We start from the raw sequence: 25,426 nt of genomic DNA on the forward strand, positions 1-25,426 counted from the left end.
GCTACGTCGTCCGCAGGTGGCCCTGCTTCGGCTCGTACACCTCGCCCTTCGTCCGGAGCTTCTCGATCTCCTGTTCGGCCTTTCCGGGGTCCATCCCGATTTCGCCGGCACGGTCGAGCACCTCCTCGACGGGCGCACCCTCCTTGTACTCCTCTTCGATGTCCGCGATGAGGCCCTTGATGTTCTTGATGCGGTCGCGTTGGCTCTTGGAGGTCCCCGTCTCGACGACGTCGGCGTCGAACTGCCCCGTCTCGGGGTCGACACCGATGTCCTTGAGGCAGGATTCGACGATATCGGTCGCCCGATCCGCGTCCTCGCGATCGACGGTGTCCGAGAGCCGTACCCGTGCGCTCGCCTCCGAGAGCCGCACCATCGCCTCCAGCTTCCGGGCGGTGACGGGCACCGGCGCGTCCTCGTCGGCGCCCTTCGACCGGAGGTCGACGTAGAACTCCTCGATCAGCGTTTTCGCCTCCTCCGTCATCGTCGGGTAACAGGAGCGTTTCGAGTGGGCGATGTACTTTCGGAGCAGCTCGGCGTCGATCTCCGGGGCGACCTCCTTGGTCATCTCTGCGACCTGTTCCGCGGTGAACTCCGAACTCGCCAACTCCTCGCGCTGCGTGTTGAGCTCGCCGGCGTAGTTCGTCTTGATGATGTGTTTCGCCAGCCGGGAGTCGTGTTCGGGGTCCGGCTTGTCCGTCACGGTAAAGATCAGGTCGAACCGCGAGATGAGCGCGGGTTCGAGGTCGATCTGTTCACCGATCGGCTCGTACTGGTCGAACCGGCCGTACTTGGGGTTCGCGGCGCCCAAGAGGGAACACCGCGCTTTCAGCGTCGCGTTGATCCCCGCTTTCGAGACGGAGATCTGCTGCTGTTCGAGCCCCTCGTGCATCGCGGAGCGGTCCGAAGAGTCCATCTTGTCTAACTCGTCCACTGCGGCGATCCCTTTGTCGGCCAGCACGAGCGCGCCGGCTTCGAGCGACCACTGCTGGCCGTCGCCGAAGTCGTCACGTACAGCGGCCGCGGTAAGTCCCGCTGCAGACGACCCCTTCCCAGAGGTATACACTGATCTCGGGGCAATATGCTCGATATAACTGATCATCTGACTTTTCCCTGTACCAGGGTCGCCGATCAGCAACATATGCAAGTCCCCCCGAATTCGCGAGCCGTCCGGGAGGTGTTTGGTGACGCCGGAGAACAGCTGGAGGATCATCGCGAGCTTCTCCTCCTCGTAGCCGTAGATGGCGGGCGCGATGGAGCGGACCATCGCGTCGTAGATGTCTTCGCGGTTAGAGAGTTCGATGATCTCGCGTTTGTCCGCCTCGGTGATGTCCATGTCCTCGAACTCCTCGTCCTCGATGGCGACGGAGACGCCGTCCATGTACAGGTCGAAGATGGCGGACTTCTCGTTGCCCTGCTCGACCTGCTCGATGTGGAGGACGCCGACGCAGGTGACGTGGTCGCCGGGGCTCACCTTCCCGGTGATGTCGTCGACGATGTCGACGTCGAGCGACTGGGGCGTCTCCCCGCCGCGGAGGCCCTCCGGCGACTCTTGGATCCGAAGCTTCTGCGAGTCGATGAACTCCGACTGATCGAAATTGACGCGGAAGGGGCCCTGTCGCTCGCAGCCCTGACACTCGTGCGGTTCCTGGAAGCCGCCGTCGCTCTGCGGGATGTACGTCATCGTCCCGCAGCGCTGGCACTCGAAGGCGGCCTCGGTGACCTTCGGCCGCACGTCGGTCGCCTTGCGGATTATCCCTTTAACTGACACGAGTTTGCCGATGTGGTCGTCGTGGACGCGGATGCCGCGGATGTCGATGCCTTCGGGGAGATTTTCGATCCGAACGTGAGCGCGCCCGAGGCTGACGTCGGCGGGGAGGTCGTAGAGCCGCAACGCCTCCTCGGCGTACTCGCGCATCTGGTCCGGCTTCGTGCGGAAGTCCTCGGCGAGGTCGCGGTCGAACTGGAACAGATCGTCGTAGTCGACGTACAGCGAACGCTGTTCGTTGGGGTATCGCTGCGCGAGGGTGCCGATCTCCTCGCGGTAGTAGTTGCGGTAGAACTGAATGAACCGCTCCGTGAGGTCCTGATTCCCGGCCTGAGCCATTACGAATCACCTTCGTCGCCATCACGTATGAACCTCATGTTCGGAGCGGAGGTGGAGAAACGGATCTCGTTCGGGACCGAAAGCCGGCCTCGTTACGCCTTCGTCACGAACGTCGCGTCGGCCGACGTGCGCCCGTCGTTGAACGAGAGCACTTTCGCGCGGATCACGTCGCCCGGCGAGAGGTCGCCCGGGATGTCCGCGGCGAAGACGACGAACCCCTCGACCTTGCCGACGGCGACCGTCCCCCCGGAGTGGTGGTCGGTGAGCTCGGTGATGCCGAATTCGTACGTCTCGCCGATCTCGACCGGCGGATCGCGCTCCTGTGCGTCCTCGTGGGCGCGCTTCGACTCGCGCGCCTCCGCCGACGGTCCCCGCAGCCGACGGACGAGGGCCAACAGGACGACGAGGGCGATCACGACTCCGACTCCCACGACGATCGGGTCCGACGGTATCATACCGGCTGGTGGATCCGCGGTCACGTAAACGCACGGGGTCGGGCAGGCGTCGGCCGGCGCGTCCCACTCGATTTCGAACGACCTGATCCCGCCGGCCACATGAGAAACGCCTTTGGGCTGGAGCCCTCCGTCTCGACGTGATGCGAACAACGCTCGGTCGCCGTCGACTCCCCCGCGAGCGTGGTGCGGCGTGAAGGTCGCGGACGCGGTGCCAGAGTTCGCCGACGCGTTCGGGTTCGAGGAGTTCAACCGGATGCAACGCGAGGCGCTTCCGGGGATCTTCCGCACCGACCACAACGTCGTCGCCGCCGCGCCGACAGCCTCCGGGAAGACCGCGCTCGCCGAGCTCGCAATCTGTAAGACCCTCTCGGAGGGCGGTACCGCCCTCTTCATCGCGCCCCTCCGCGCGCTCACCAACGAGAAGGAGAGCGAGTGGGAGCGCTTCGAGGACCTCGGCTACTCGGTGTACGTCGTCTCCGGCGAGCGCGACCTGAACCCCCGGCGCGCCGAGCGCGCGGACGTGCTCGTGACGACCCCTGAGAAGGCCGACAGCGCCACCCGAAAGCACGACTCCGCGCGCTATTCGTTCGTCGCCGACGTCGACTGCGTAGTCATCGACGAGGTCCACCTGCTCGACTCGGAGAAGCGGGGCGCGGTGCTGGAGGTGACGGTCTCGCGGCTCCGTCGGTTGCAGGATCCCCGCGTCGTCGCCCTCTCGGCGACCATGCCGAACATCGAGGACGTCGCCGAGTGGCTGGACGCGCCGGCGGAGACGACCTACGCCTTCGGCGACGAGTACCGCCCGGTCGATCTGGAGACGGGCGTGAAGACGTACTCGCACGGCTCCAACGCCTTCGCCGACAAGTACCGACGGCTCTACCGCGCGCTCGACCTGGCCGAACCGCACGTCCGCGAGGACGGGCAGGCGCTCGTCTTCGTCTCCTCGCGGCAGGACACGGTGCAGGCCGCCAAGAAGGCGCGCGACGAGATTACCGACCGCGACATCCCGATCGACTCCCGCGGCGACTACGACTTCCACAACGAGGCGAAAGAGCTCACCAACGACACGCTCCGTCAGTCCGTCACCGACGGCGTCGGTTTCCACCACGCCGGGCTCGGGAAGGGCGACCGCGACCGCGTCGAGGAGTGGTTCAAACAGGGGAAGATCAAGCTGCTCTTCTCGACGTCGACGCTCGCGTGGGGGGTGAACCTCCCCGCGCGCTGCGTCGTCATCCGCGACACGAAGTACCACGACCCGCTGGAGGGGGAGACGGACATCTCGCCGCTCGACGTCCTCCAGATGCTCGGTCGCGCCGGGCGACCCGGGTACGACGACGTGGGGTACGGTTGGGTGGTGTGCGACCGCGCAGACGCCGACAAGTACCGCAAACTGCTACGCGAGGGCAAGGAGATCGAGTCTCGGCTCGCCGCGGAGTTGGAGTCGCACCTCAACGCAGAGATCGCGATGGGAACCATCCGCGGGCTGGAGGACGTGATGTCGTGGCTGGAGACCACCTTCTACTACGTCCGCGCCGAGTCGAAGCCCGACGAGTACGACTTCTCAACTCTCCGTGACCGCGTCCGTGACACCCTCGAATCTCTCGTCGACGACGGGTTCGTCGCGGCCGACGACGGCCTCTCGATCGAGCCGACGGGACTCGGTCGGCTCGCCTCGAAGTACTACCTCCGACTGGACACGGCCCGCCGCTTCCGGCGGCTCGCCGAGCGCGAGACGCTGACGGTCGACCGCATCCTCGAAACCGTCGCGTCGGCCGGCGAGTTCGACTCCGTGTCGGCCCGGTCGGCCGAGTCCGACGCCATCGACCGCATCCTCGACGGTCACGACACCGAGTTGGAAGACGGTCACCGGAAGGTGTTCGCCATCTTGCTCGCCGGGATGGCCGACTCGGTCCCCTCGGACCTGCGCTCGGACGCGTGGGTTATCCGGCAGAACGCGCTCCGCCTGCTCGCCGCGCTCTCGGAGTTCCTCGACCGGTTCGCCGGGCCGCGCGCCGCCAACCTCGCGTGCCGCGTCGAGGCGCGCGTCGAGCACGGCGTCTCGCGCGAAGCGGTCGCGCTCACCGCGATCGACGGGGTCGGCTCCGGCCGCGCGGAGCGGCTCGCGGACGCCGGACTCACCTCGCCCGCCGCCGTCGTCGACGCCGGCGTGGGAGCGTTGGAAAACGCCGGCATGAGCGGCTCCGTCGCGGAGCGGATCGTCGACGCCGCGCGGGACTGCCCCCGGATAGACGTCGACTGGGGCGACTTCCCCGACGCCATCTCGGTCGGTGACAACGAGATGTGCGAGGTCGCGATTTCCACTCTGTCCGGGAGCGCCCGCACGGGGATCCGGGTCACCGTTAACGACGTGGAGATGACCGCGAGGACGACGTACCTCGACGGTGAGACGACGGTCCCGGTCGGCGTGTTCGGCCCGCCCGACGCCGACGAACTCGAGTTCGTCGTCGAGATCGTCTTCCCCGACCTGCCGCTGATGCCAGTCAGGGCCGCCCGAACGGTCCGGGTGGCGTAGTCACTCCTCGCGTTCTCGCTTCGTGACGTCCACGTGGTACCCGTCGAGGATGTCCCGACCGAGCAGCACGGGATAGGTCATATGACTCCGGTTCTCGACGCTCGCGGCCACGGTCTGCCAGCGGTTTCCGATCTTCACGTCTATTTCGACGAGCGGGCGCTTTTGCCGCTTTTTCTGCGACCCGGATTTCACCTGGACCGTGTTGAGTATCGGTCCGGCGCCGATCTCCGCGGCGACGTCGAAGTCGATGCTCGTTCGTTGGGCGCCGGTGTCCGACTTGGCGATCACGTCGACCGCTCGCTGACCCGCGCTCACCGTCACACGCTCGGTGTAACCGATCGTCATCGGTCCCTCCGGTTCCGGATCGAGCGACGGCTTGCAGTCCGGGACCGAGTCGTCCAGAACCGTCGCGAGGGACGCGACGCGATCGCGGTCGACGTCACCGTCGACCCGCTCGATCGCGAGCGCGGCGATGTACGGCGCGGGGCTGATCCCCGTCGCCGCGAACAGCCCTTTGAACCCCGCCGTCACGTTCACTTCGAGCACGTACCAGGTGTCGTCACGACACAGCAGGTCGACGCCCGCGTAGTCGAGCCCGAGTACGTCGGCCGCCTCCTGCGAGAGCTGCGCGGCCTCCTCGGGGAGGTCGGCGGTGAAGTCTTCAACCTCGCCGCCGACGGCGACGTTCGTTCGCCACTCGTTCGGCGGCGCGTACCGTTTCATGGCGCCGACGACGTGGTCGCCGACGACGTACGCCCGGACGTCGAACGGTCGCTCGGCGCCGGTGTCGATGAACTCCTGTAAGAACGTCCGGCGGCGGGCGATATGCGGAGAGACGACGTCGTCCGCGTCGATAACGGACATCCGGTTCCCGTTCGTCCCGATCACGGACTTGTGGACCGCTTTCTCACTCGTGAGGCGGTTCCCCTCGTTGATCGTCCGGTGGCTGAACGCGATGTACGCGTCCGGGACGGGGATCCCGGCCGTAGTGAGTTTCGACGCGGCCCCGTACTTATGAAGGGATTGGACGACGACGGTCGGCGGGTTCAACACGGGACGCGAAGCGGCGTAGCTCGTCGCGATGCCGAGGTCGTCCAGCGGTTCGGCGGCCTTCGTCATCAGCAGTCGGTTCGCGACGACCTCCACGTCTGGATCGAACCGAAGGTTCTCGTCCGCTATCCACGATCTGGTGTTCTCCTCGCGGAGCCAGACCGGGTCGTGTCCCAACGCCTCGACGGCGTTGAGGATCGCTTTGGTCTCTTTGCTGTTGTGGAAGCTCAACACGCCAACCCGGACGGGGGACGCTGCGTCGGTCGTTCTCGACGAGTCCGAACCGGAGCCCTCTCTCATAGCTGGCCTACCGAAGCGATCTTGCTAAGTTACCCACACAATATCGGCGTCCGACGGGCGTGCTCGGCCGGCCGCGCTCCCTCTCTCGCTGGTCACCGCTTAAACCGGAGAACGGGACAACCCCGCGGTATGCCCGAACGACTCCGCGTGTTCGCTGGCGACTGTCGAGTGACTGAACGCGGCGACCGCTCCCGGACCCACCGGGGGCGCGTCGTCGTCCTGATAAAGCCGGACGACACCACGCTCGTCCACGACGCCGACGGCTACCAGCCGGTCGCGTGGCTCACCCGCCCCGACTCGGTCGTCGTCGAACGCGACGGCGACGGCTTCTCCGTCACCGCCCGCGATGGATCTCGGTGCCTTCGGATCGTCGCCGAGGAGGCGACCGCTGCCCGTGCCCTCCCGATAACGGAGGCTGGCATTCCGGTCGGAACCTGCCCGACCGACGGCGGCCCGCTCGTGCGGTCGCGCGGCGACGTGATCTGTCTCGACTGCGAGAGCCGGTGGGGGCTCCCTGCGGGCGCGAGCGTCACTGACGGCGTCTGTGACGACTGCGCGCTGCCGAAAGTGCGCGTCGAGCGCGGCGAACCGTTCCATCTCTGCCTCGATCCCGCCTGCGATCCGATGGACGCGGCCGTCAAGGAGCGATTCGACCGCGTCTGGAACTGTCCGGACTGCGACGGCGAGCTGACCGTCGAGTCCGCGCCCGGACGCGTCTATCTCGGCTGTGAGAACGACCCCGACTGCGAGACGACGTTCTCGTTCCCCTCGGGCGTCGTCGTCGACGAGTGCGACTGCGGTCTCCCGGTCTTCGAAACGGCGACCGGCCGCGACTGCCTCGACGGGAGCTGCACGGGCGAGGGACACCCGGCCGGAGACGACGCGAACTGACCCGTTACTCGGCGAGCTGCTCGCGCCCCGGCGCGATGAGCCGGTCGAGGTACTCGGCGAGCGCGCCCTTCGCGTCGGCGGGATGGAGCTCGCCGGACTCCAACTCGGCCTCCAGGTCGTCGTACGTCTCGTACTCCAGGTCGCCGCCGTACTCCTCCGGCCGTTCGACCCGAACCGTCTCGAACCGCGGAAAGACGTGGTACTCGAACACCTGCAGGACGGGATTCTCTCGCGACTTGCCGTCTTCGGTCGGCTCCGGGTCGGCGGTCGGCGGGCAGTACGCGTCGTTCACCTTCGACTCGATATCCTCGCGGGAGTCCTCCATCGAGATGGTGACGCCCTCGCTGGAGGACATCTTCCCCCGACCGGTGCCAAGGTCGGCGATGAGCGGCGTGTGGAGGCTCGTCGGCGGCTCGCGGTCGATGCTCGGGAGCACGTCGCGGGCGAGCATGTGGACCTTGCGCTGCTCCATCCCGCCGACTGCGAGGTCGACGCCGAGGTACGGGATATCGAGCGCCTGCATCAACGGGTACACCGCCTGCGACACCTTCACGGAATCGCCGGAAGTGATCTCGGCCATCGCGCGTTCGGCCCGAGCGAGCGTCGTCTCCAGCTCTAAGGCGTGCAGATCCAGCGTGTAGTCGTCGTCGAGTTGGAAGTCGGAGCCGAGCACGAACTGCGTGTTCGACTCGTCGAGCCCGTACGCGATGAACTGGTCGCGCATGCGCTCTGCGGTGTGGCGGATCTCCTCGAACGATCCCTTATCGTTGAGGTAGGCGTGCACGTCAGCGAGCAGCACCGTCACCTCGAACCCGGTCTGCTGGAGGTCGATGAGTTTGTTCGCGGTGAGCATGTGCCCGATGTGGAGGACTCCCGAAGGCTCGTAGCCAACGTACGCCCGCTTTCCGTCGGGGTCGTCGGCCAGGGCCTCGATCTCCTCCTCGGTGACCACCTCGGCCGCGTTCCGGGTGATCCGCTCGTAGGCGTCCATACGCACGACTGTGGGGTTGTCGGACATATGACTTCTGGAAGCGTGCGGACGCGTCCCGAGCGGGAGCCGACGACCCTGCGTTCGCAGATGAAGCCCGACGATCCGTCCCCGTGACCGAAAACCGACGAACCACGACCGGACGGTCAGTACTTCGGCAGTTCCATCGGCTTCCCGCCTCGTTCGCGGGTCTCGACCTCGTCGGCGAGTTTGCGCATGAACGGGTCGACGGTGTTCGCCATGAACATCACCGGCTGGTCGGTCGCGAACAAACGATCGAGCACCGTCTCCGCGTCGGTCTCATCCGTGTCGTGTTCTGTCGCCGGCGCCTCGACCCGCCGAGCGAACACGCCGGTGTACGTGCCTCCGACGTGGACCCGGTCGATGAGCCCCCGTTCGAACAGGATGTCGATGTAGTCCACGAACGAGGACGTCCGTCCCCGCCGGTCCCGCCGCAGGAAGACGAACGGACAGACGAGCTTCGCGTCGTCGCCCGTCCCGGCGAGCTGACGGCGGAAGAGCTCGGTGCTCTCGATCTCGTTGACCTTCGCCGCGTTGAACACCCGCCCCTTCGGCAGGTCGGTCCACTCCGGCTGAATCGTATCGAGCATGGACTGGATCTCGTCATCGGCGATCCGCGACTCACCGATGTGATCGAGGACGTGATTAAGCATGTGGACGGTCTCCGCGCCGGTGAGATGGCGATGCCGCTCTGGTACGTCGACCTGCTCGATGGTCCCGCCGCGCGCCTCGATCTCGTCTTCGAGGTAATCGTGAATGGCGCCGTGCTGCTCGCCGCTGATGACGTGACACCCCTCGGGAACTGAGCGCGCGAACGAGCGCGCGATCTCCTGTCGCGTCTCCCCCAGCGTGTCGTTGTGGTCCTGCCGCACGTTACAGAACAGGAGGAGGTTGGGTCTGAGATACCGTTCGTTGACCATCCGCATCGTGTACTCGGTGATCGCCTGATTCTCCATGACGATGGCATTTTCCGGGTCCGTCGCGGTGAGTTGCGGCACGAACTCTTGGATGAGATTCACGTTCTCGTACAGCGTCACCCGCGGTCCCCGACGCTGGATCAGGATTTTTCGACCGTTGTAGTACGAGGTCGGATGATCCCCGGTGATTTTCGTGTAGGTGTCGTACCCCCGTTCCGTCAGGATCGACCCCAGCCGCTTCGCGGTCGACGACTTCCCGCGGATCCCCGAGACACCGATGCGGATGTCGACATCTTCGAGATGGGCCTGATGCGTTCGCCCGCGGCCGATCAGATTCTGAGCCCGCTCCAGTGTGGACGGCTGATCGATCGTCGTCCCGCCGTACGACAACCCCTCTTTCCGGTTGAACGGCCACATTATCCGTCACCTCCGGAGAGCACGGACGCGGAGAGCACCGACTCGTCGTCCGGCGCCTCGATCCGCCAGCGGTAGGCGACCGCGAGGCAGCCGACGATGACGATCACACCGACGAGCGCGACGAGCGGCGTGAACTCCTGAAGAACGCCTCGCCGATACGGATCGACGACGGTCCGAACGAGCAGGAGCATCCCCACGAAGGCGGCGACGGCGAGGACCGGCTGTTGGCGGCGCTCGTGCGGCGGTGTGACGTGGACCGCATAGGCGTCGACACCGGCGATGACGCCGACGAACAGCGCAGACAATCCCCGGATGATCGGAAACTGCGTCACGAACGCGAGCGCCGCCATGGTGCTGACGGCGCAGCCGAGGCTGATGAGCACGCGGCCGTACAGCAGCGTCCTTTGGTGGATCACCCAGATGGCCACCAGGGAGACGGCGAACGAGAGGACGAACAGCGCGAGGAGCCAGCGGCTCACGAGCGCGAACAGCGCCAGCAACGCCATCGACACGATACCGATGCGAACGCCGAACTCTCGGCGGACCGCCTCAGAGACGGCCATCCCGATAACGAGGAACAGGACGATGATCGACCGGACCTCGATGTTCGGCGCTAGGTAGCCGTCGATGACGGCCCCCCTCATAATGGCGACATCCGCCGTTCGGGCGAACAGCACGAGCGGGGTGAGATCCCCCACGAGGCGGGCGGTCCGGGGTCCGACGAGGGCGACGCCGAGGAGGCACAGTCCGAAAATGATTCCCGTCGTGTACACGAGGTCTTGCCGCCGGTACGCCGGTTTCGTTTGTGCGACGTTATACGCAGCGAGCCCGGGGAGGATGCTGCCGACGAGGATGATTGGATTGACGTCGAAGAATCCCGGCACGACGGCGACGATCGCGAGATAGCCGACGATGGGAACGACCGCCCCCGCGGCGAGCGCGACGAGGAACTCGTCGCGACCGTATATCAGCGTCCGCTCTTTCGCCTGCCACAGCAGTAGGTAGGCAACGGCGGCGCTCACGAAGAACACCGGGAGCGTGATGAACTCTTTGAGTGCGTACACCACCAACGTCGGCACGAGGATCGCCCCGCCGAGCCGGAGCCCCTTCGTCTGCGTCACTGTCGCCGTCAGAAAGAACCCCAACGCCGACAGTAGCGATGCAATAATCACGGTAATTGAACGTTATCTTCCCGCCCATGCACATAAACGCTGACTGTTTAAGCAGGACGGCCCCGCTCACTCCTCGGTGTCGGGCAGCGTCCGCCCCGCCCGGTGCTCAGAGATGATCCGATCGAGGTGCTCCTGTTTCTCCGCCTTCCGGCGCCGCTCGGCCCGCCGTTCCCAGTCGTCGAGTGCGGCCTCCAGCTTCGCTTCGTCCGCGACCGCCAGTTCGTCGACCTCGCGGACGGGGACCGCGTTGGCGGGGACGACCGGCACGTCGTGATCGAAGAGGACCTGATCCGCGACGTCAGAGAGGTTTCCGTCGCGGATCACCGTCCGAGGCTCCGTCTCGGCCAACCGCTCGGCGGTCCGGCGCCCCGCGCCCGAAGCGTCGCGGAGGTACACAACGTCGCCGGCGACCAGCCCGTACGCCTCGTCAGCGGTCTCCAGTGCGTCGAGCGTGAACTGTTCGACCGTCTTCACGCTGACGAGTCCCTGATCCGCGGCCACGTCGTCGAAGTTGGAGTGGTCGAGCCGCCACAGCTCCTTCAGCGTCTCCACTTTGGTCTCCAGCTCCGCGACGGCCTCCTGCGCCTCGTCGCGCTCGCGCTCCAACCGATCCGTCTCGCGTTCGAGCCGCGAGACGGCCCGCCGGGTGCGCGCCTCGATGCGCTCCTCGCGCTTCGCCTCCTCCAGTTCGCTCTCCAGTTCCGCGATGCGCTCGTCGCGCTCGGTGACGTCGGCCTCCAGCGAGTCGGCGTGCGACTCCAGCCGCTCGACGCGCTCGCGGAGCCGACGGATCGTCTCCTCCTCCTCGGTTCGCTCGGGCTCAGTGGGGTCCGCCTCGTCCGCGTCGTCCTCGACGCCGCCGCTCTCGCCGCCGTCGTCCTCGCTGAGCTCCGTGATAACGGCCTCCACCGAAGCGCCGCCGGCGACGACGCCCGCGATGACGGCCTCCCGGTCGAGCCGGGGCGGGACCTTCGCCGCAATCCGGTCGAACTGGTCCTCGTGGTCGTCGTAGGCGTACAGCGCCGCCGCCAGCGCGTCTCGCTCGTGGTCGTTGTCGTAGCCCGCGTCGCGAGTCCGGTGGAGCTTCTCGTCGACGGGGAGGTCGGTGGTCGGCCGCCACCCGGCGGCGTCGAACGAGCGCCGGAACTTCTCGACGGTCTCCGGCATCGGCTCCACGTCGGCGGCGACGATGATCGGGCGGCCCTGCTCGATGATCCACTCGGTCACGTCGGCGGTGTCCGCGGTCCGCGAGGAGTAGAGCGCGTGGACGGTCCCGTCGAGGCCGACGACGGCCGCCCCTGTCGTCGTCCCCGGGTCGATCCCGACGATCACTCGGTCGCGTCGCTGCACGAGCGGCTCGTACTCGATCCCGTCGCGTCGCTCGCGCTCGACCTCGACGCGGACGTCGCCGGCCCGCGAGTTCGACACGGGGATGTCCTCCGGACGCGCCTCGACCGTGAACGTCGCGTTCGCGTAGCCGCCGTACTTCTCGGTCACGTCGCGCTCGAAGGAGAGATTTGACTCGTTCAGCTTCGACTGCACCTGTCGCGTCCGCTTCCGGACGTTCCCGTGGATGCGTCGGGTGTAGCGATCCTGACTCCAGCCACCCTTCCCCGTCGACCGCCCGCGAGACACCTTCACGCGCGTCTCGTCGGTAAACGCGGTCACCTCGTGGCCGACGTTGGCCGCGGCCAGTCGCGCCGACGCCTCCGCCTCCTTCATCGGCTCTTTCCCGTACGGGATCCCGTGCCGGGAGGCGACCCGCGAGAGCGGCTCTGGGCGCTCCGCGCCTGTCACCTGCACGAGCCGGGTGCCGTCGGGTAACGACCGGAGAAAGCCCACCAGCTCATTCTTGTTCGCCGCCAGCTCGTAGGCGTTGTCGGTGGCGACGTACAGCGGCTCGCGGTCGTCGATCAGCCGGCAGAGCTTCCGAAACGACACCACGTCGCGGGTCACCCGCGCCACCGGGCCGTCCATGTCGGGGGCGTCCGGATCGTCCTCGTCGACGGGGTCTAAAATGACGAGGGCGTACGAGGGGTCGTCTCCGCGAACGTCGCCACTTTGGACGTCGACGCCGAACACCGGCCGGTCCCGGGCGCGGGTAGTCCGGGTTGTCACGTCACAGAATAGGCCGTTCGCGCGTATATACCCCACGCCGGGGTCGGCGGGTTTTCGTCCGGTCGGCGCTCTCGGTCTCCCGGATCGTCTCAGTACAGGTCGCCGAGATCCTCCTCGACGTGCGAGTGTTCGTCGGCCGGGAACTCCCCGCTCTCGACGGCCTCGCGGTACGCCGCGACAGCGTCGGCCATCTCGCTCCGGACGTCGCCGAACTGGCGGGAGAAGGGCGGCGACCAGTCGCCGAGTCCGACCGCGTCGTTGATCACGAGCACCTGCCCGTCGCAGTCGGGGCCCGCGCCGATCCCGATGGTGGGGATGTCGAGCGCCTCGGTGACGGCGCCCGCGAGGTTCGCCGGGACGTGTTCCAAGACGAGCGCGAACGCCCCGGCCTCTGCGTGTGCCCCCGCGAGTTCGATTATCTCTTCGGCGGCGTCCTGATCGGTCCCCTGTCGGGCGTACCCGCCGAGTTGGTTGACGTGCTGGGGAGTTAACCCGAGGTGCGCCATCACGGGAATGCCGACCTCGGTCATGCGACGCGTGCTCTCGACGGTGTGCGGACCGCTCTCGATCTTCACCGCGTCGGCGTCGGCCTCCTTCAGCAGTCGACCGGCGTTACGTACGGACTCGGCCGGCTCGACGCCAAACGAGAGGAACGGCATGTCGGCGACGACGAGGGCGTCCTCGCTCCCGCGGGCGACCGCCGCGGTCCGGCTCTCGACCTCGTCGAGCGTGACGGGAAGCGTGGAGTCGTAGCCGAGGACGGCGTTGCCCATGCTGTCACCGACGAGGATGATATCGATGCCCGCCTCGTCGACGACCGCAGCGGTCGGGGCGTCGTACGCGGTCAGCATCGTGATCGGCGTCTCGCGGTCCCGCAGTCCCCGCGTCGTGGTCATACCCCAACACACCCGCGCGACTGGTTAAAATCGCCGGAATCCGGAACACTCGGCTCGCCGGCACCTGCCGCGCCGCGACCGCCACCGATTTGCCCCTCGGCACCCGAGACGCGGTCGTGCAACCTGTCGAGCGGGCCGAGTTCGAGGGAATCGACTACGGCTGGGTGATGCAGACGACGTTCGTGCTCACGATCCTCGTCGGCGCCCCGGTCGTCGCGGTCCTGTCCGCGTTCGTGCCCCTCGACTCGTGGGGCGCCCGCGCCGCCTTCGCGATCCGCGTCGGCGCGCCGATCTGGTTCCTCACCGCCGTCGCCGTCGCGCTCTACGCGCGCCGCACCGACGCCGGCGACGGCGGCATCGACGGCGCCGAGACCGGCGACCGGGTGAACGGTGACGACGGAGAGGCCGGACGCGACGCTCTCGAAGGCGATGAGGCTCGTCCGGACGACGCCGACAGCGACACCGCGACCGCCGAGGAGAGCGCGGTCGGGGACGACTCGGCGAATCGGTCCACGTAGCTCCGCGTCGCCCGGCTATACCAGATCCGACACCCACGCGTACGCCACGCCGGCGCGCTCCGCCGCCACCGCGTCGCGCCGCGAGTCGCCGACGAAGAGCGCGCGGTCTGGCGCCGCACCGAGGCGATCGATCGCCGCGAGCAGCGACTCCGGCTCCGGTTTGTGCGTCCCCACGGTGTCGCGGCCGACGATCGCGTCTGACTCGAGCGCGTCGCCGAGCCCGTGCGTCTCGACGGCGATCCGGCACGCCTCCTCGCAGTTGAGCGAGCAGACGCCGGCCGGCGGCGTGCTCGCCCGCTCGCCGTTCGGCTCGATCAGCCGTCTCCCGAGCGGAAGCAGCGTCGAGTCGCGTGCGCCCGTCCGCTCGTGGAGTGCGATCGCCTCCTCGACCGGCTCGCCGACTCCGTACTCGTCGGCGGCCTCCAGTAGTCCCCAGAGCTCGTCGGTCGGCGGCTTGATGCCGTGTTCGGCGTACACGTCGAGCACCGAAGACGCCACCGCCCCCCAGTCGACCGCGAGCTCGACGAGGGTCCCGTCGAGGTCGTAGACGATGGCGTCGTACGCCGCGAGGTCGCCCGTGAACGCGTCCGGTTCGGGGTCACTCATTGGCCGCCCAACACCCCCCGTGCGATGATCGTCTTCTGGATCTCCGTCGTCCCTTCGTATATCTCAGTGATCTTCGCGTCGCGGTAGAGCCGCTCCACGTCGAAGTCGGTCGTGTAGCCGTAGCCGCCGTGTATCTGGACGGCCTCGTTGGTCACCGACATCGCCGCCTCGCTGGCGCGGTACTTCGCCTTCGAGGCCGCGACGCGGTTGTCCTCACCCGCCTCGGCCTGTCGGCACGCCTCGCGGACGAGGAGGCGAGCCGCGGAGACGTCCGTCGCCATCTCCGCGAACTTGTGGCGAATCGTCTGGATCTCGGCGATCGGCGCCCCGAACTGCTCGCGCTCGGCGGCGTATGAGGTTGCCTCGTCGAGCGCGGCCTGCGCGACCCCGACCGCCTGCGCCGCGATGCCGATCCGGCCGCCGGTCAGCGTCCGGAGGGCGGCCGAGAGCCCCCTTCCTTCCTCGGTGAGTCGGTTCTCCGCCGGAATCCGGCAACCGTCGAAGCTGATCCCGGTCGTGTCGGAAGCGCGGAGCCCCAGCTTCTCCTCCTTCTTCCCGACTTCGAACCCCTCGGTGTCGGCCGGCACGAGGAACTGCGTGATCGACCCGCGACCGTCGTCGCCGTTGCTCGCCTCGTCCCCGCCGCCGTCGACCTTCGCGAAGACGATGGCTACTCCGCCCCGCTTCCCGTTCGTGATCCACTGCTTCTCGCCGTTCAACACGTACTCGTCGGTGTCGGGGTCGTAGGTGGCCGTCGTCGACATCTCGGCCGGGTTCGAGCCGGCGTGCGGCTCGGAGAGGCAGAACATCCCGACTGGTCGCCCCGCGGCCGCCATCTCTGGGAGCCAGCGCTCGCGCTGGGCCTCCGTCCCGAACTCGGTGATACAAGACGTGGCGAGACAGTGGACGGACAGCGCGGTCGCGACCGCGAGGTGGCCGTACGCCAGCTCCTCGTTGACGACCGCGTAGGTCGTCTCGTCGGCGTCGAAGCCGCCATACGCCTCGGGGACCGTGAGCCCCGTCAGCCCGAGCTCGGCCAGCCCGTCCCACGCGTCCTCCGGGAACGACTCCGTCTCGTCGGCCTCGCCGGCTCCGGGTCGAAGCTCCTTGACCGCGAACTCCCGGACAAGCTCCCGGATCGCCGCCTCTTCGTCCGTGAGCGCCGAGCCGACGCGTGCGCCAGTCATGACTTCGCGTTCGATCTCACACGGAAAAAGGTGAGCGATCGGGGTGGGTCTTCGGCGCGGCACCGCTCCAACCACCCCGACGCTCACTGCTCCCAGAACGGGTAGAGTTCGTCTCGGGGCGGCTCCTCGATCCGATCGCCGTCGAGGAGGACGCTTCCCGCCTTGCCGCCGGCATCGCCGTTGCACTCGTCCGCTGCGCGTACCTCGCCGATCACGCCCGCACCGATCCCGGCCGCGTCCAGCGCGTCGGTCGCCTCGCCGACGCGCTCGGGGGGAACCGCCGCCAGCAGCGCCCCGGAGCCGAACGTCGCCAGCGGGTCGACGCCGAGCGCGTCGCAGCAGGCCCGCGTCTCGGGTCGAACCGGAACCCGGTCGCGCTCGACCGCGAGGACCGTCTCGCTCGCGCTCGCGGTCTCGACGAGCGCGGTCAGCAGGCCGCCCTCGGTCGGGTCGTGCATGGCGCTCGCGGCGTCGCGCACGGCGGCCGCGTCGGGGACGACGCTCACCTCGTCGAGGAACCCGGCGGCGGCGTCGAGCGTTTCGGCCGACACTCCCGCCCCGGCGCACTTGTCGCGGAAGTCCGTCGCGAGGATCGCGGTCGCCTCGATTCCGGCGCCCTTCGTGAGGAGGAGTTGGTCGCCCGGCGCGGCGCCTCCGCTCGACACGAACCGGTCCGTGGTCCCGAGCGCGGTCATCGAGCAGAGCGGACGCTCCAGCGTCGGCAACACCTCCGTGTGGCCGCCGACGACCGCGACGCCCAACGCCTCCGCCGTCGCGTCCACCTGCCCCGCGACGGTCCGCAGTCGGGCCGGGTCGTCGTCGGGGAGGAAGAGCGTGTGCGTGAGCCACCGGGGGTCCGCGCCGCTCGCCGCCACGTCGTTGCAGGCGACGTGGACCGCTAACTCGCCCACGGCGTCGGCCGCCAGCGACAACGGGTCTGCGGCGACGACGAGGGTCGACTCCGTGCCGGAGAGATCGATCGCGGCCGCGTCCTCGCCGTAGGCGGCCCCCACGTCAACGGCGGCGTCGTCGGCCCCGGTCGCCGCGAGGACCGCCGCGAGCGCCTCGGGACCGAGCTTGCCGGTCATCGGTCCCGCAGCCACGCGACCACGGCGTCGGGATCGGCGTCGAGTCCGCCGCCCTGCGCGAACGTCGGGCCGCCGCCGCCGCCACCGCCGAACTCGTCCGTGACCGCGCTCACGACGGCGCCGGCGTCGAGGCCGTCCGCACCCGCGACCCCGTCCGCGACTGCCACGACCACGAACGGCGCGTCGCCCTCGCCGACGGCCGCGACCGCGTCCGGGGCGTCGCCGACCGCATCGTCGTCGCTCGCGCCGCTGCCGCCGAGGAGCGCTTCTGCCGGGCCCCGGAGATCGTTCGGGTCGGCATCGCCGACGGTGCCCACCGCCCACGTCGTCCCGTCGACCACCGTCGTCCGAAACTCGGCGAGTCGAGCCTCCAGCAGCTCCGTCCGGGCCTCGTCGAGCGAACCCTCCAGTCGATCGACCTCCTCGCGGAGGCGACTGACTGCCTCGGGGAGGTCGCCGATCCGCGCGTCGAGGCTCGTCGCGGCGTCGAGCGCGGCCGCGTGCACCGCGGCGTTCCGATCGATCGCGGTCGGCCCGACCGCGAACTCGACGCGAGTGACTCCCTCGCCCGGGTTCGAGCGGTCGAGCACCGATATCGGTCCGATCTCGCTCGTGTTTCGGACGTGGGTGCCGCCGCAGGCCGCGACGTCCCAGGCCGGCGCCGCGCCGACCGCTTCCGCCAGGCTCGCATCGTCTGAGGCGTCGACACCGTTCCTCCCGCCCCCGGCGATCGTCACGACGCGGACCGCCTCGCTCCCGCTCATCGCCCCCTCCTCGGTCTTCGTGTTGAACGCGATACCGTCGACCGCGCGCGCCTCCTCCTCGGGGAGCGTCTCCCACGAGACGGGCAGCGAGTCCCACACGGCCCGGTTGGCGAGCCGCTCCAGTTCGACGAGGTCATCGTCGTCCAGCGGCTCCGCCGTCGTCAGGTCGACGCGCACCTTCTCGGGCGAGATGTCGAAGCCGGCGTAGCCGAGGTCCTCGCAGGTCCGGCGAGCGGCGCCGTAGAGGACGTGCGAGGCGGTGTGCGCCCGTGTGCAGTACGTCCGGAACGCGTCGTCGACGACCGCCGAGACGCGGTCACCGGACGAGTAAGACGGCGCGCGCTCGAGGACGTGAACGACCTGCCCGTCGCGCTCGGTCACGTCCTCGACGAGGGCGCCGTCGATCGTTCCCCGGTCCGCCGGCTGTCCGCCGGACTCGGCGTAGAAGAACGTCTCGCGTAACACGACTTCGCGGCCGTCGACCGATTCCACCGTGGCCTCGAACTCCCTGACCTCGGGCTCCGCCGGCGCGCGTGACGCAGTCATTGGCGGGATATGGTCGCGGTCGAATAAATAGGTGTTCGCCTCGCCGACCGGTGAGATCGAGCGACGCGGCGGCGACGTCGCTCGCGTGCCGCCCCGACCGCCTCGCGATCGATCTCCCGATCGATCCGAGCTCAGTCGGACAGTTCGAACGCGACCTCGACCTCGGCCTGGTACTCCCGGTCGGCCGTGCTCTGGAGCTCCACGCCGAACTCCTGTACCTCCGCCCAGTAGACGTTCTCGAGCGTGTCTTCGGCCCGATCGATCGCGGCGTCGGCGGCGTCGTCGAAGCTCTCCTCGCTCGTTCCGATCAGCGTGATTTTCTTAAAAACCATGTCACACGCTAATTGCACACACGATCATATAAAACGGGTGGGCGAGTGAGGGGTCGTCGTCAGGGGCTTCCCGGCGCGCCTTCCATCACCGCGAAGTCCTCCCCATCGCTATCGATGCCGATGACCGCCCAATCGTATGGGGGTTTTTTCGAGACGAGGCGGTCGCGAAGGTCGCCGGCCCGGTTGCGCCACGTGACGAAACAGCGAAGCCGTGGCGTGTTGCCGCCGTCGGCCAGATACGGATCCAACTCGTCGTTCTCCATGCAAAGCACCGTCACGAGCACACGTCGCCACTTCCGTTCCGCGACGAACTCCTGTCCGCCCTCGGAAACGGTGTACCCGAGTTCGCGAAAAACGTCTCTGGCCTCCGTCGTCGGTGGGATGCTCGCAGTGGCCATCTACCTCAACGTTGATCTCCATCCGTGATAAAGTTTCTCACGATTCCGCCGATCCGGTTACTCGTTCCGTCGTGAGGCGCTCACACCGGTTCTCGCTACGGTGGCGCTCTCGAATTTCGGACCCCGATTCACGGGACGAACGCCCCGTCCGCCGGTCACTCGTGGGCGGCGTCCCACTCGTCGGGCTTTCGGAGGTTACCGCAGTTCGTGCACTGTATTCGCCCCATCGTGTCCATCGCGGTGTCGAACGAGTCGCAGTTCCCGCAGCGGAACCCCCACCGGGATGACCCGTCCGCGTCGGCGAACACGACGTAAAACGGGCCCTCGGCGCCCCGTTCGACCATCGTCCGGTCGGTGTACACCCGCTCGCCGTCGGCCGTCGTCGAAGCGTCGAGACTCATGGTCGATACTACCGCGCGGATCCGGTTAAAAGCGCCACTCGACGGTCAGCGGTTCGGATGGCGGAGCCTCAGAAGGAATATCGTTCGAACTCTCGGGGTGACCGGCGGACTCCAGCTACGTCCGGAACGACTCGCCGCAGCCGCATTCGGAGACGACGTTCGGGTTCTCGACCTCGAAGCCGGCCGCCTGTAAGCCGTGCTCGTAGTCGAGTTTGCTCCCGCCGATGTAGTTCCGGCTCGCGGGATCGACGAACACGCGAAGCCCGTGGTGCTCGACGACGAGGTCGTCCTCCTCTGGCTCCGTGTCGAATCGCATTCCGTACGAGAGACCCGCGCAGCCGCCCTGCTGGACGAACAGCCGGAGGCCGGCCTCTTCGATGTCGAGCCCCTCCCCCTCCAGCAGGGAGAGGGCCTCTGTCGCGGCGTCGGGGGTTACCTCGATCGCCGGGTCGCTCCCAGTATCGACCGTTTCGGTGCTCATGCTACTGTGTTCCGTTCGCACGGTGAAAACCCTGCCGGCGCGTCCCCGCTCGGCGTTATCGGTGATGGTTACGTTCCGCCGAGCGACCCCTTCGGTGGCCCCGCGGACGGTTTCTCGGCCGTCAGGAGAGGAGCGCCCCGTCGCTGGGACGACACGGTTTTGACTCGGTAGTGAGTGAACACGGGTATGACGGATTCGTCGCTCCGCGTTGGGCTGTTAGTCGACGGGGACCCCACGACCGAGCAGCACGCCGCCGCGGAGTGGATCGGCGCCCGCGACGGCGCGGCCGTCGAGATTGTCCCGTTCGACGCCCTCGACGCGGGCGAGGCGCTCGCTCCACCGGTGGCGCCGGAGCCGGGCGACGCCGACGGGTCGCGGTCGCTCGGCGAGTCGTATCCGGGCGCCGGCGTCGGTGACGCCGCCGGGCGGTTCGACGTCCTCTGGTGGCACCGCGACCGTCCGATCGGGAGCGCGAACCCACTCATCGACGCGGCGCCCGCGGTCGAGGCCTTCCTCGCGGCCGGTGGCGGCCTCTGTCTGAGCCTCTACGCGTTCGCGGCGGTCGACGCCCTCTCGGTCGAGTCGGTCCCCCCGGACCGCGTCGGCGACGATGCCCTCGGGGAGCCGTCGGGAGTGCTCTGGCGCTCGCTGCACGCCGACCATCCCGCACTCGACGCGCTCGACGGGCTCCGCCATCCGCTCCGGCGACGCGGAACGGTGCCCGGGGTCCGCTACGAGCGCGTGCTCCCCGCCAACGGCGAGCCACTCGCCTCGACGGTCCGCGGCGGCACCGAGGTCCCGGAGGAGGTGACGGTCGTCTCGTGGCCCGCCGGCGACGGCGCCGTCCTCGGAATCGGCGCGCCCGTGCTGTTCGCCGAGTCGCCGACGGACGAGCACGCCGAGGCCGGTCGGGACTTCGACGTGACTCGAGACCGGCTGTTCGCGGGGTGTCTCAGGAGCCTTGCGTCGTCCGAGCCGGTCCCGAGCCGGCCGGAGAGCGCCGCCGACATGCGTCGGCTCCGCGAGCGCGTTGAGGAGGCGGGCGAGGACGGCCCCGGCGGCCGCCCCGCATACCACCTCACGGCGCCCGCGAACTGGCTGAACGACCCGAACGGGCTCATCCGGTGGAACGGGCGGTACCACGTCTTTTACCAGTACAACCCCGGCGGTCCGTACCACAACACCATCCACTGGGGCCACGCCGTCAGCGACGACCTCGTCACGTGGCGCGACGAGCCGGTCGCGCTCTCCCCCTCGCCCGACGGCCCCGACCGCGACGGCTGTTGGTCCGGCTGCGCCGTCGACGACGATGGGACGCCGACGCTGCTGTACACGGGCGGCGCCGGCCGCGATCAGCTCCCCTGCCTCGCGACGACCGACGACCCCGAACTCCGCTCGTGGGAGAAGTACGACGGCAACCCCGTTATCGAGGCGCCACCGGCCGACCTCGACGTCCTGGAGACCGACGACTGGCGCGCGGAGTTCCGCGACCACAACGTCTGGCGCGAGGACGGCATGTGGTACCACCTCGTCGGCACAGGACTCTCCGACGGCGGGGGTGCCGCGCTGCTGTACACCGCCGACGATCTCCGCGAGTGGACCTACGAAGGCCCCCTGCTCGTGGGCGGTCCCGACGCCGGCGCCGTCTGGGAGTGCCCCGAGCTGCTCGACCTCGGCGAGCGTCGGCTCCTCCACGTCTCCGACTACGAGAACGTCGTCTACTTCCTCGGAACCCTCGAAGACGGCGAGCTCGCCGTCGACGCCGAGGGGCTGCTCGACCACGGCGACTTCTACGCGCCGCAGTCGCTCGAGGACGGCGATCGGACGCTCACCTGGGGGTGGCTCCCCGAGGCTCGCGACGTGGCCGACCAGTGGGACGCCGGCTGGTCCGGCGCGCTATCGCTCCCGCGGGTGCTCGAACTGGACGACGACGGCGATCTCAGGCAGCGGCCGGCCGCGGAGGTGACCGACCTCCGCGCGGAGCGGATCGCCGACCACCGCGACGTGCGCCTCACCGACGGCGACCGGCAGCGGCTCGACGCCGCCGGCGCGACGATCGAGATCGACGCGGAGATCGCCTTGGAAGACGCCGAGGCGGTCGAGCTATCGGTGTTCGAGACGCCGGATCGCGCAGAGCACACGCCGATCCGCTACGAACGCGATGGCACGCTGACCGTCGTCCGGGCGCCGTCGAGCGGCGACTCCGAGGCCTTCACCGACCCGCAGTCGATGTCGGTCCCGCCGTACGACGAGCCGCTGTCGCTGCGGGTGTTCGTCGACCGGTCAGTCATCGAAATATACGCGAACGGTCGGCACTGCCTGACGAGCCGGGTGTACCCGACCCGCGAGGACGCGGTCGACGTCTCCGCGGTCGCCGAGGGCGGGCGCGCGTCGATCACGGAGCTGACCGCGTGGCGTCTCGACGGCTCGATGGGACTCCCGGAAGACGAGGGGTTGACCGACGAAACTGCGGGCGATCCTGCCACCGGCGATCCTGCCACGGGCGATTCCACCGCGAACGATCCCGCCGCCCGCGAACGACGACCGTAGCCGCCCCGGCGCTCGCCGACCGCCGCCTCAGTACTCGGCGCTGTACTCGGATGCGCGGTCGACCCCTGGCTCGGAGACGCCCTCGTCGAAGTCGGTGGGCAGCCCAGACCCGTCTGCCGGTGGGAGCGGCTCGTCCGGGGTCGGGATCCGCCACGCGTCGAGGGATCCGAGCAGCCGAGTACGGTCGCCGTCGACTCTCAGCCGGAGCGTCGGCGCGAGCGTCCCACCGAACCGGTCCCGCTGTTCGACCTCCGGCAGCTCGGCGATTGCGTCGAGCGAGTCGCCCCCGAAGTCGTGGTAGTTGAGGAAGCTCTGGACCAACACCTCCTCCTCGTGGGCGAACGCCATCCACGAGTACGTCTGAAACGGCGCGCTCGGTGGGCTCGTGACGACGAGTCCGTTCCCGTTGAGCGGTCGGTACTCGCCCTCGAACGCGTCGGCGACGAACCCGTACAGTCCGTCGGGGCCCGTGACGCCCGGCGCGAACGTATGGACGTGACTACAGACGAACAGGTAGTAGCGACCGTCGGCGATGACGACGTGCGGGCGTTCGAGCTCTTGGTTCACTTCGAGTGAGTCGAGGAGCGGTGGCCGAAGCTCCCACGAGAGCGGGTCGCCGGAGGGAGAGGCAGCGACGCCGATACAGCCGTTGAACGCCCGTCGCTCCGTCGTCTCCGCGTCGTCGCCCTCGCGCTCCGGCGCCGGGACGTTCGCCTCGAAGAGGAGGTGTGTCTCGCCGGTCGCGGGGTCCTCGAAGAACCACGGGTCGCGGAACGTGTACGTCATCCCCCGCGACTGCGCCTCCGTCTCGTACCAGTCACCGTCCGGTTCCAGCAGCGTCTCGTGAGTCCACGGTCCCGCGAGCTCGATCCCGTCGTCGGTCGCGGCGACCGTGCCGCCGTGCGCGACCGCGATCCGTTGCGTGTAGGTCAGCTCGTCGGCGTCGTCGCGGCCGGCGGCCGTGTAGTAGAGGTAGAGGTCGCCGTCGTCGTACAGCGCCGAGCCGGCCCACTGCCGTTGACCGAGCGCGCCGCCGTCGAAGGCCGCCCCGGCGTCGCGCCAGGTCTCGCCGTCGGCCGAGTAGAAACACCGTATCTCGGCCACGTCGTGGCGAGTGCCCGGAAGCAGGTCCGCGGGCGCAGTGAGCGAGAAGGCGAGGCGATACCCGTCGACGTCGGCGATCTCGCCGTGTCGGTCCCGCAGGAGCCAGGTGTCCCAGATGTGTAGCTCCGGGAACGGGTCGACGGTCGGCGGTCCCGCCGGCGGCGCGACGTTGCCGTGGCGGCGCTCGATGCCCGCGGCCTGATCGCGCGTCCAGCGCGATCGGGACCGACGGTCGCCACCGGGGCGCGGATCGTCCATACGCTCACTCCACGACGAATCGAATAAAGCCTTTTCAGTCGTGGCGACCCGACGAGGTCGATCCGTCGACCGGCGGCGAGGGATGCACGGGCCTGCCCGAGACTCTCGACCCCGTCGCCTATCCCTATGATAAACTGTTTTAGTACAGCCGTGGTAGTTTGAACCATGACCACACGATCGGCTGGACGAACCGACGAGGCCGACTGCGTCCGTGGCGACGGGTGGTGACCGTGAAACGCGAAGAACTCACCGAGACGCTGGAGGACGCGGGGCTCTCCCCGTATCAGGCCGACGCGTACGTGACGGTCCTCGAGCTCGGCTCGGCGCCGGTGACCCGCGTGGCCGAAGCCAGCGGCGTCCCCGACCCGCGCATCTACGACGTGCTGCGGGACCTCGAGAGCGCGGGGTACATCGAGACGTACGAGCAGGAGTCGCTGTACGCCCGCGCGAACAGCCTCGACGCGATCATCGAGGACCTGGAGTCGCGGGCGAACCGGTTCGCCACGGCGACCGAGGAGATCGAGCGCCGCTGGAACGAGCCCTCCGTCGAGCAGTCGACCGTCAGCATCGTGACGCGGTTCGAGACCGTGATCAAGAACGCCGACGAGTTTATCCGTGAGGCCGAGTCGCAGGTGAACGTCTCGCTCGGCGTCGACGACTTCGAGCGCCTTCGCGGCGCGCTCCGCGAGGCGACCGAACGCGGCGTTCGCGTCAACCTCTCCATCCACGCCCCGGAGGGAACCGAGATGGATCTCCCCGACCCAGAAGAGCTGAGCGACGTCTGTTCGGAAGCGCGCCATCGGCAGCTCCCCTCGCCGTTCGCGGCGATCGTCGACCGCACGAAGACGTGTTTCGCACCGCACGCCGGGTCGACGAACGAGTACGGCGTGCTCGTCGACGACCGGACCCACAGCTACGTGTTCTACTGGTACTTCCTCACGACGCAGTGGGACACCTGGGAGCCGATCTACTCGTCGATCGACGACGAGCCGCCTATCGAGTACGTCGACATCCGGTACTGCGTCCGCGACGTCGCGCCGCTCCTCCGAGACGGCGCCACCGTCCGCGTTCGTATCGAGGGCGCCGACACCGAGACGGGGAAAGACAGGGTCGTCGAGGGACAGATCGCCGACCTCATCGTCACCGGGCCGAAGGACGCGGCCCACGCCGAGGTCATCGCGAGCTACGGCGGACAGGTCGCGATCGTGGTCGATACGGACGACGGGCTCGTCGAGGTGGGGGGATGGGGCGCGATGGTCGAGGCCGTCGAGGCGCACCAGATCACGGTCGTCGCCGTCGACAGCCCGCCCTCTCCGGAGCAGTGATCCTCG

At 68.5% G+C, this 25,426-nt stretch carries 22 protein-coding genes; 5 read left to right on the plus strand and 17 right to left on the minus strand.

Annotated features, from left to right (window positions below; all coding sequences use genetic code 11):
• Window position 1 precedes the first annotated feature (1 nt).
• Window positions 2-2,104 carry a minichromosome maintenance protein MCM gene (locus tag ACNS84_RS06510; protein WP_435074039.1) on the minus strand — a complete coding sequence of 701 codons (2,103 nt, stop codon included), beginning with the start codon at window positions 2,102-2,104 and terminating at the stop codon, window positions 2-4.
• Between the two features lie 92 nt (window positions 2,105-2,196).
• The gene (locus tag ACNS84_RS06515; protein ID WP_435074040.1) at window positions 2,197-2,559 is read right to left on the minus strand and encodes a TRAM domain-containing protein; all 363 of its coding nucleotides are present in this window, start codon (window positions 2,557-2,559) and stop codon (window positions 2,197-2,199) included.
• A gap of 190 nt (window positions 2,560-2,749) precedes the next feature.
• On the opposite strand from ACNS84_RS06515, the gene ACNS84_RS06520 reads away from it, so the two are divergent.
• Window positions 2,750-5,092: a DEAD/DEAH box helicase gene (locus ACNS84_RS06520; RefSeq protein ID WP_435074041.1), complete on the plus strand. Its 2,343-nt coding sequence runs from the start codon at window positions 2,750-2,752 to the stop codon at window positions 5,090-5,092.
• Here the strand turns inward: ACNS84_RS06520 and ACNS84_RS06525 are convergent, their stop codons facing one another.
• Window positions 5,093-6,442: a putative ATP-dependent zinc protease gene (locus ACNS84_RS06525; protein ID WP_435074042.1), complete on the minus strand. Its 1,350-nt coding sequence runs from the start codon at window positions 6,440-6,442 to the stop codon at window positions 5,093-5,095. It lies immediately after the preceding gene.
• 129 nt (window positions 6,443-6,571) lie between these two features.
• On the opposite strand from ACNS84_RS06525, the gene ACNS84_RS06530 reads away from it, so the two are divergent.
• Entirely contained in the window at window positions 6,572-7,333 is a 762-nt protein-coding gene (locus ACNS84_RS06530; RefSeq protein ID WP_435074043.1) for a DUF91 domain-containing protein, read from the plus strand.
• 4 nt (window positions 7,334-7,337) lie between these two features.
• On the opposite strand, the gene ACNS84_RS06535 is transcribed toward ACNS84_RS06530, so the two are convergent.
• From ACNS84_RS06535 to panB, 5 genes are all read right to left on the minus strand, one after another.
• On the minus strand, window positions 7,338-8,324 hold the full coding sequence (locus tag ACNS84_RS06535; RefSeq protein WP_435074044.1) for a tyrosine--tRNA ligase: 987 nt from the start codon (window positions 8,322-8,324) through the stop codon (window positions 7,338-7,340).
• 143 nt (window positions 8,325-8,467) lie between these two features.
• Window positions 8,468-9,676 (minus strand): Mur ligase, encoded by a 1,209-nt coding sequence (locus ACNS84_RS06540; RefSeq protein ID WP_435074045.1) that lies wholly within the window; start codon window positions 9,674-9,676, stop codon window positions 8,468-8,470.
• On the minus strand, window positions 9,676-10,848 hold the full coding sequence (locus ACNS84_RS06545) for a poly-gamma-glutamate biosynthesis protein PgsC/CapC (RefSeq protein WP_435074046.1): 1,173 nt from the start codon (window positions 10,846-10,848) through the stop codon (window positions 9,676-9,678). Before ACNS84_RS06545 ends, ACNS84_RS06540 begins: the two co-directional genes overlap by 1 nt.
• Before the next feature lie 66 nt (window positions 10,849-10,914).
• On the minus strand, window positions 10,915-12,966 hold the full coding sequence (locus ACNS84_RS06550; RefSeq protein ID WP_435074047.1) for a DUF460 domain-containing protein: 2,052 nt from the start codon (window positions 12,964-12,966) through the stop codon (window positions 10,915-10,917).
• A gap of 89 nt (window positions 12,967-13,055) precedes the next feature.
• The gene (panB, locus tag ACNS84_RS06555) at window positions 13,056-13,862 is read right to left on the minus strand and encodes a 3-methyl-2-oxobutanoate hydroxymethyltransferase (protein ID WP_435074048.1); all 807 of its coding nucleotides are present in this window, start codon (window positions 13,860-13,862) and stop codon (window positions 13,056-13,058) included.
• A 116-nt stretch (window positions 13,863-13,978) separates the two neighbouring features.
• On the opposite strand from panB, the gene ACNS84_RS06560 reads away from it, so the two are divergent.
• Window positions 13,979-14,380 (plus strand): DUF5822 domain-containing protein, encoded by a 402-nt coding sequence (locus ACNS84_RS06560; protein WP_435074049.1) that lies wholly within the window; start codon window positions 13,979-13,981, stop codon window positions 14,378-14,380.
• Between the two features lie 15 nt (window positions 14,381-14,395).
• On the opposite strand, the gene ACNS84_RS06565 is transcribed toward ACNS84_RS06560, so the two are convergent.
• The 8 genes from ACNS84_RS06565 to ACNS84_RS06600 all read right to left on the minus strand — a co-directional run bounded on the left by ACNS84_RS06565 (window position 14,396) and on the right by ACNS84_RS06600 (window position 20,183).
• On the minus strand, window positions 14,396-14,986 hold the full coding sequence (locus ACNS84_RS06565) for an HAD family hydrolase (protein WP_435074050.1): 591 nt from the start codon (window positions 14,984-14,986) through the stop codon (window positions 14,396-14,398).
• Window positions 14,983-16,173: an acyl-CoA dehydrogenase family protein gene (locus ACNS84_RS06570; protein WP_435074051.1), complete on the minus strand. Its 1,191-nt coding sequence runs from the start codon at window positions 16,171-16,173 to the stop codon at window positions 14,983-14,985. The genes ACNS84_RS06565 and ACNS84_RS06570 overlap by 4 nt, the downstream gene beginning before the upstream one ends.
• A gap of 83 nt (window positions 16,174-16,256) precedes the next feature.
• Complete coding sequence (locus ACNS84_RS06575; protein ID WP_435074052.1) at window positions 16,257-17,261, minus strand: AIR synthase family protein; 1,005 nt, start codon at window positions 17,259-17,261, stop codon at window positions 16,257-16,259.
• Window positions 17,258-18,571 (minus strand): alanyl-tRNA editing protein, encoded by a 1,314-nt coding sequence (locus tag ACNS84_RS06580; protein WP_435074053.1) that lies wholly within the window; start codon window positions 18,569-18,571, stop codon window positions 17,258-17,260. The genes ACNS84_RS06575 and ACNS84_RS06580 overlap by 4 nt, the downstream gene beginning before the upstream one ends.
• A 131-nt stretch (window positions 18,572-18,702) precedes the next feature.
• Window positions 18,703-18,903, minus strand: a complete 201-nt coding sequence (locus ACNS84_RS06585; RefSeq protein ID WP_435074054.1) for a dodecin — start codon at window positions 18,901-18,903, stop codon at window positions 18,703-18,705.
• Window positions 18,904-18,962: 59 nt separating this feature from the next.
• Window positions 18,963-19,301 (minus strand): DUF7116 family protein, encoded by a 339-nt coding sequence (locus tag ACNS84_RS06590; protein WP_435074055.1) that lies wholly within the window; start codon window positions 19,299-19,301, stop codon window positions 18,963-18,965.
• 155 nt (window positions 19,302-19,456) lie between these two features.
• Complete coding sequence (locus tag ACNS84_RS06595; protein WP_435074056.1) at window positions 19,457-19,702, minus strand: DUF5816 domain-containing protein; 246 nt, start codon at window positions 19,700-19,702, stop codon at window positions 19,457-19,459.
• Between the two features lie 115 nt (window positions 19,703-19,817).
• Window positions 19,818-20,183 (minus strand): HesB/IscA family protein, encoded by a 366-nt coding sequence (locus ACNS84_RS06600; RefSeq protein ID WP_435074057.1) that lies wholly within the window; start codon window positions 20,181-20,183, stop codon window positions 19,818-19,820.
• Window positions 20,184-20,369: 186 nt separating this feature from the next.
• On the opposite strand from ACNS84_RS06600, the gene ACNS84_RS06605 reads away from it, so the two are divergent.
• Window positions 20,370-22,733 carry a glycoside hydrolase family 32 protein gene (locus ACNS84_RS06605; protein ID WP_435074058.1) on the plus strand — a complete coding sequence of 788 codons (2,364 nt, stop codon included), beginning with the start codon at window positions 20,370-20,372 and terminating at the stop codon, window positions 22,731-22,733.
• Window positions 22,734-22,760: 27 nt separating this feature from the next.
• Here ACNS84_RS06605 and ACNS84_RS06610 read toward each other — a convergent pair whose 3' ends face one another.
• Window positions 22,761-24,095, minus strand: coding sequence for a glycoside hydrolase family 68 protein (locus tag ACNS84_RS06610; RefSeq protein ID WP_435074059.1), 1,335 nt, complete (start codon window positions 24,093-24,095; stop codon window positions 22,761-22,763).
• Between the two features lie 230 nt (window positions 24,096-24,325).
• On the opposite strand from ACNS84_RS06610, the gene ACNS84_RS06615 reads away from it, so the two are divergent.
• Window positions 24,326-25,420, plus strand: coding sequence for a TrmB family transcriptional regulator (locus ACNS84_RS06615; RefSeq protein WP_435074060.1), 1,095 nt, complete (start codon window positions 24,326-24,328; stop codon window positions 25,418-25,420).
• The last annotated feature ends 6 nt before the right edge of the window (window positions 25,421-25,426 follow it).

The organism is Halorubrum wangae (assembly GCF_051194135.1).
In the GTDB taxonomy this organism is placed as follows: Archaea; Halobacteriota; Halobacteria; order Halobacteriales; family Haloferacaceae; genus Halorubrum.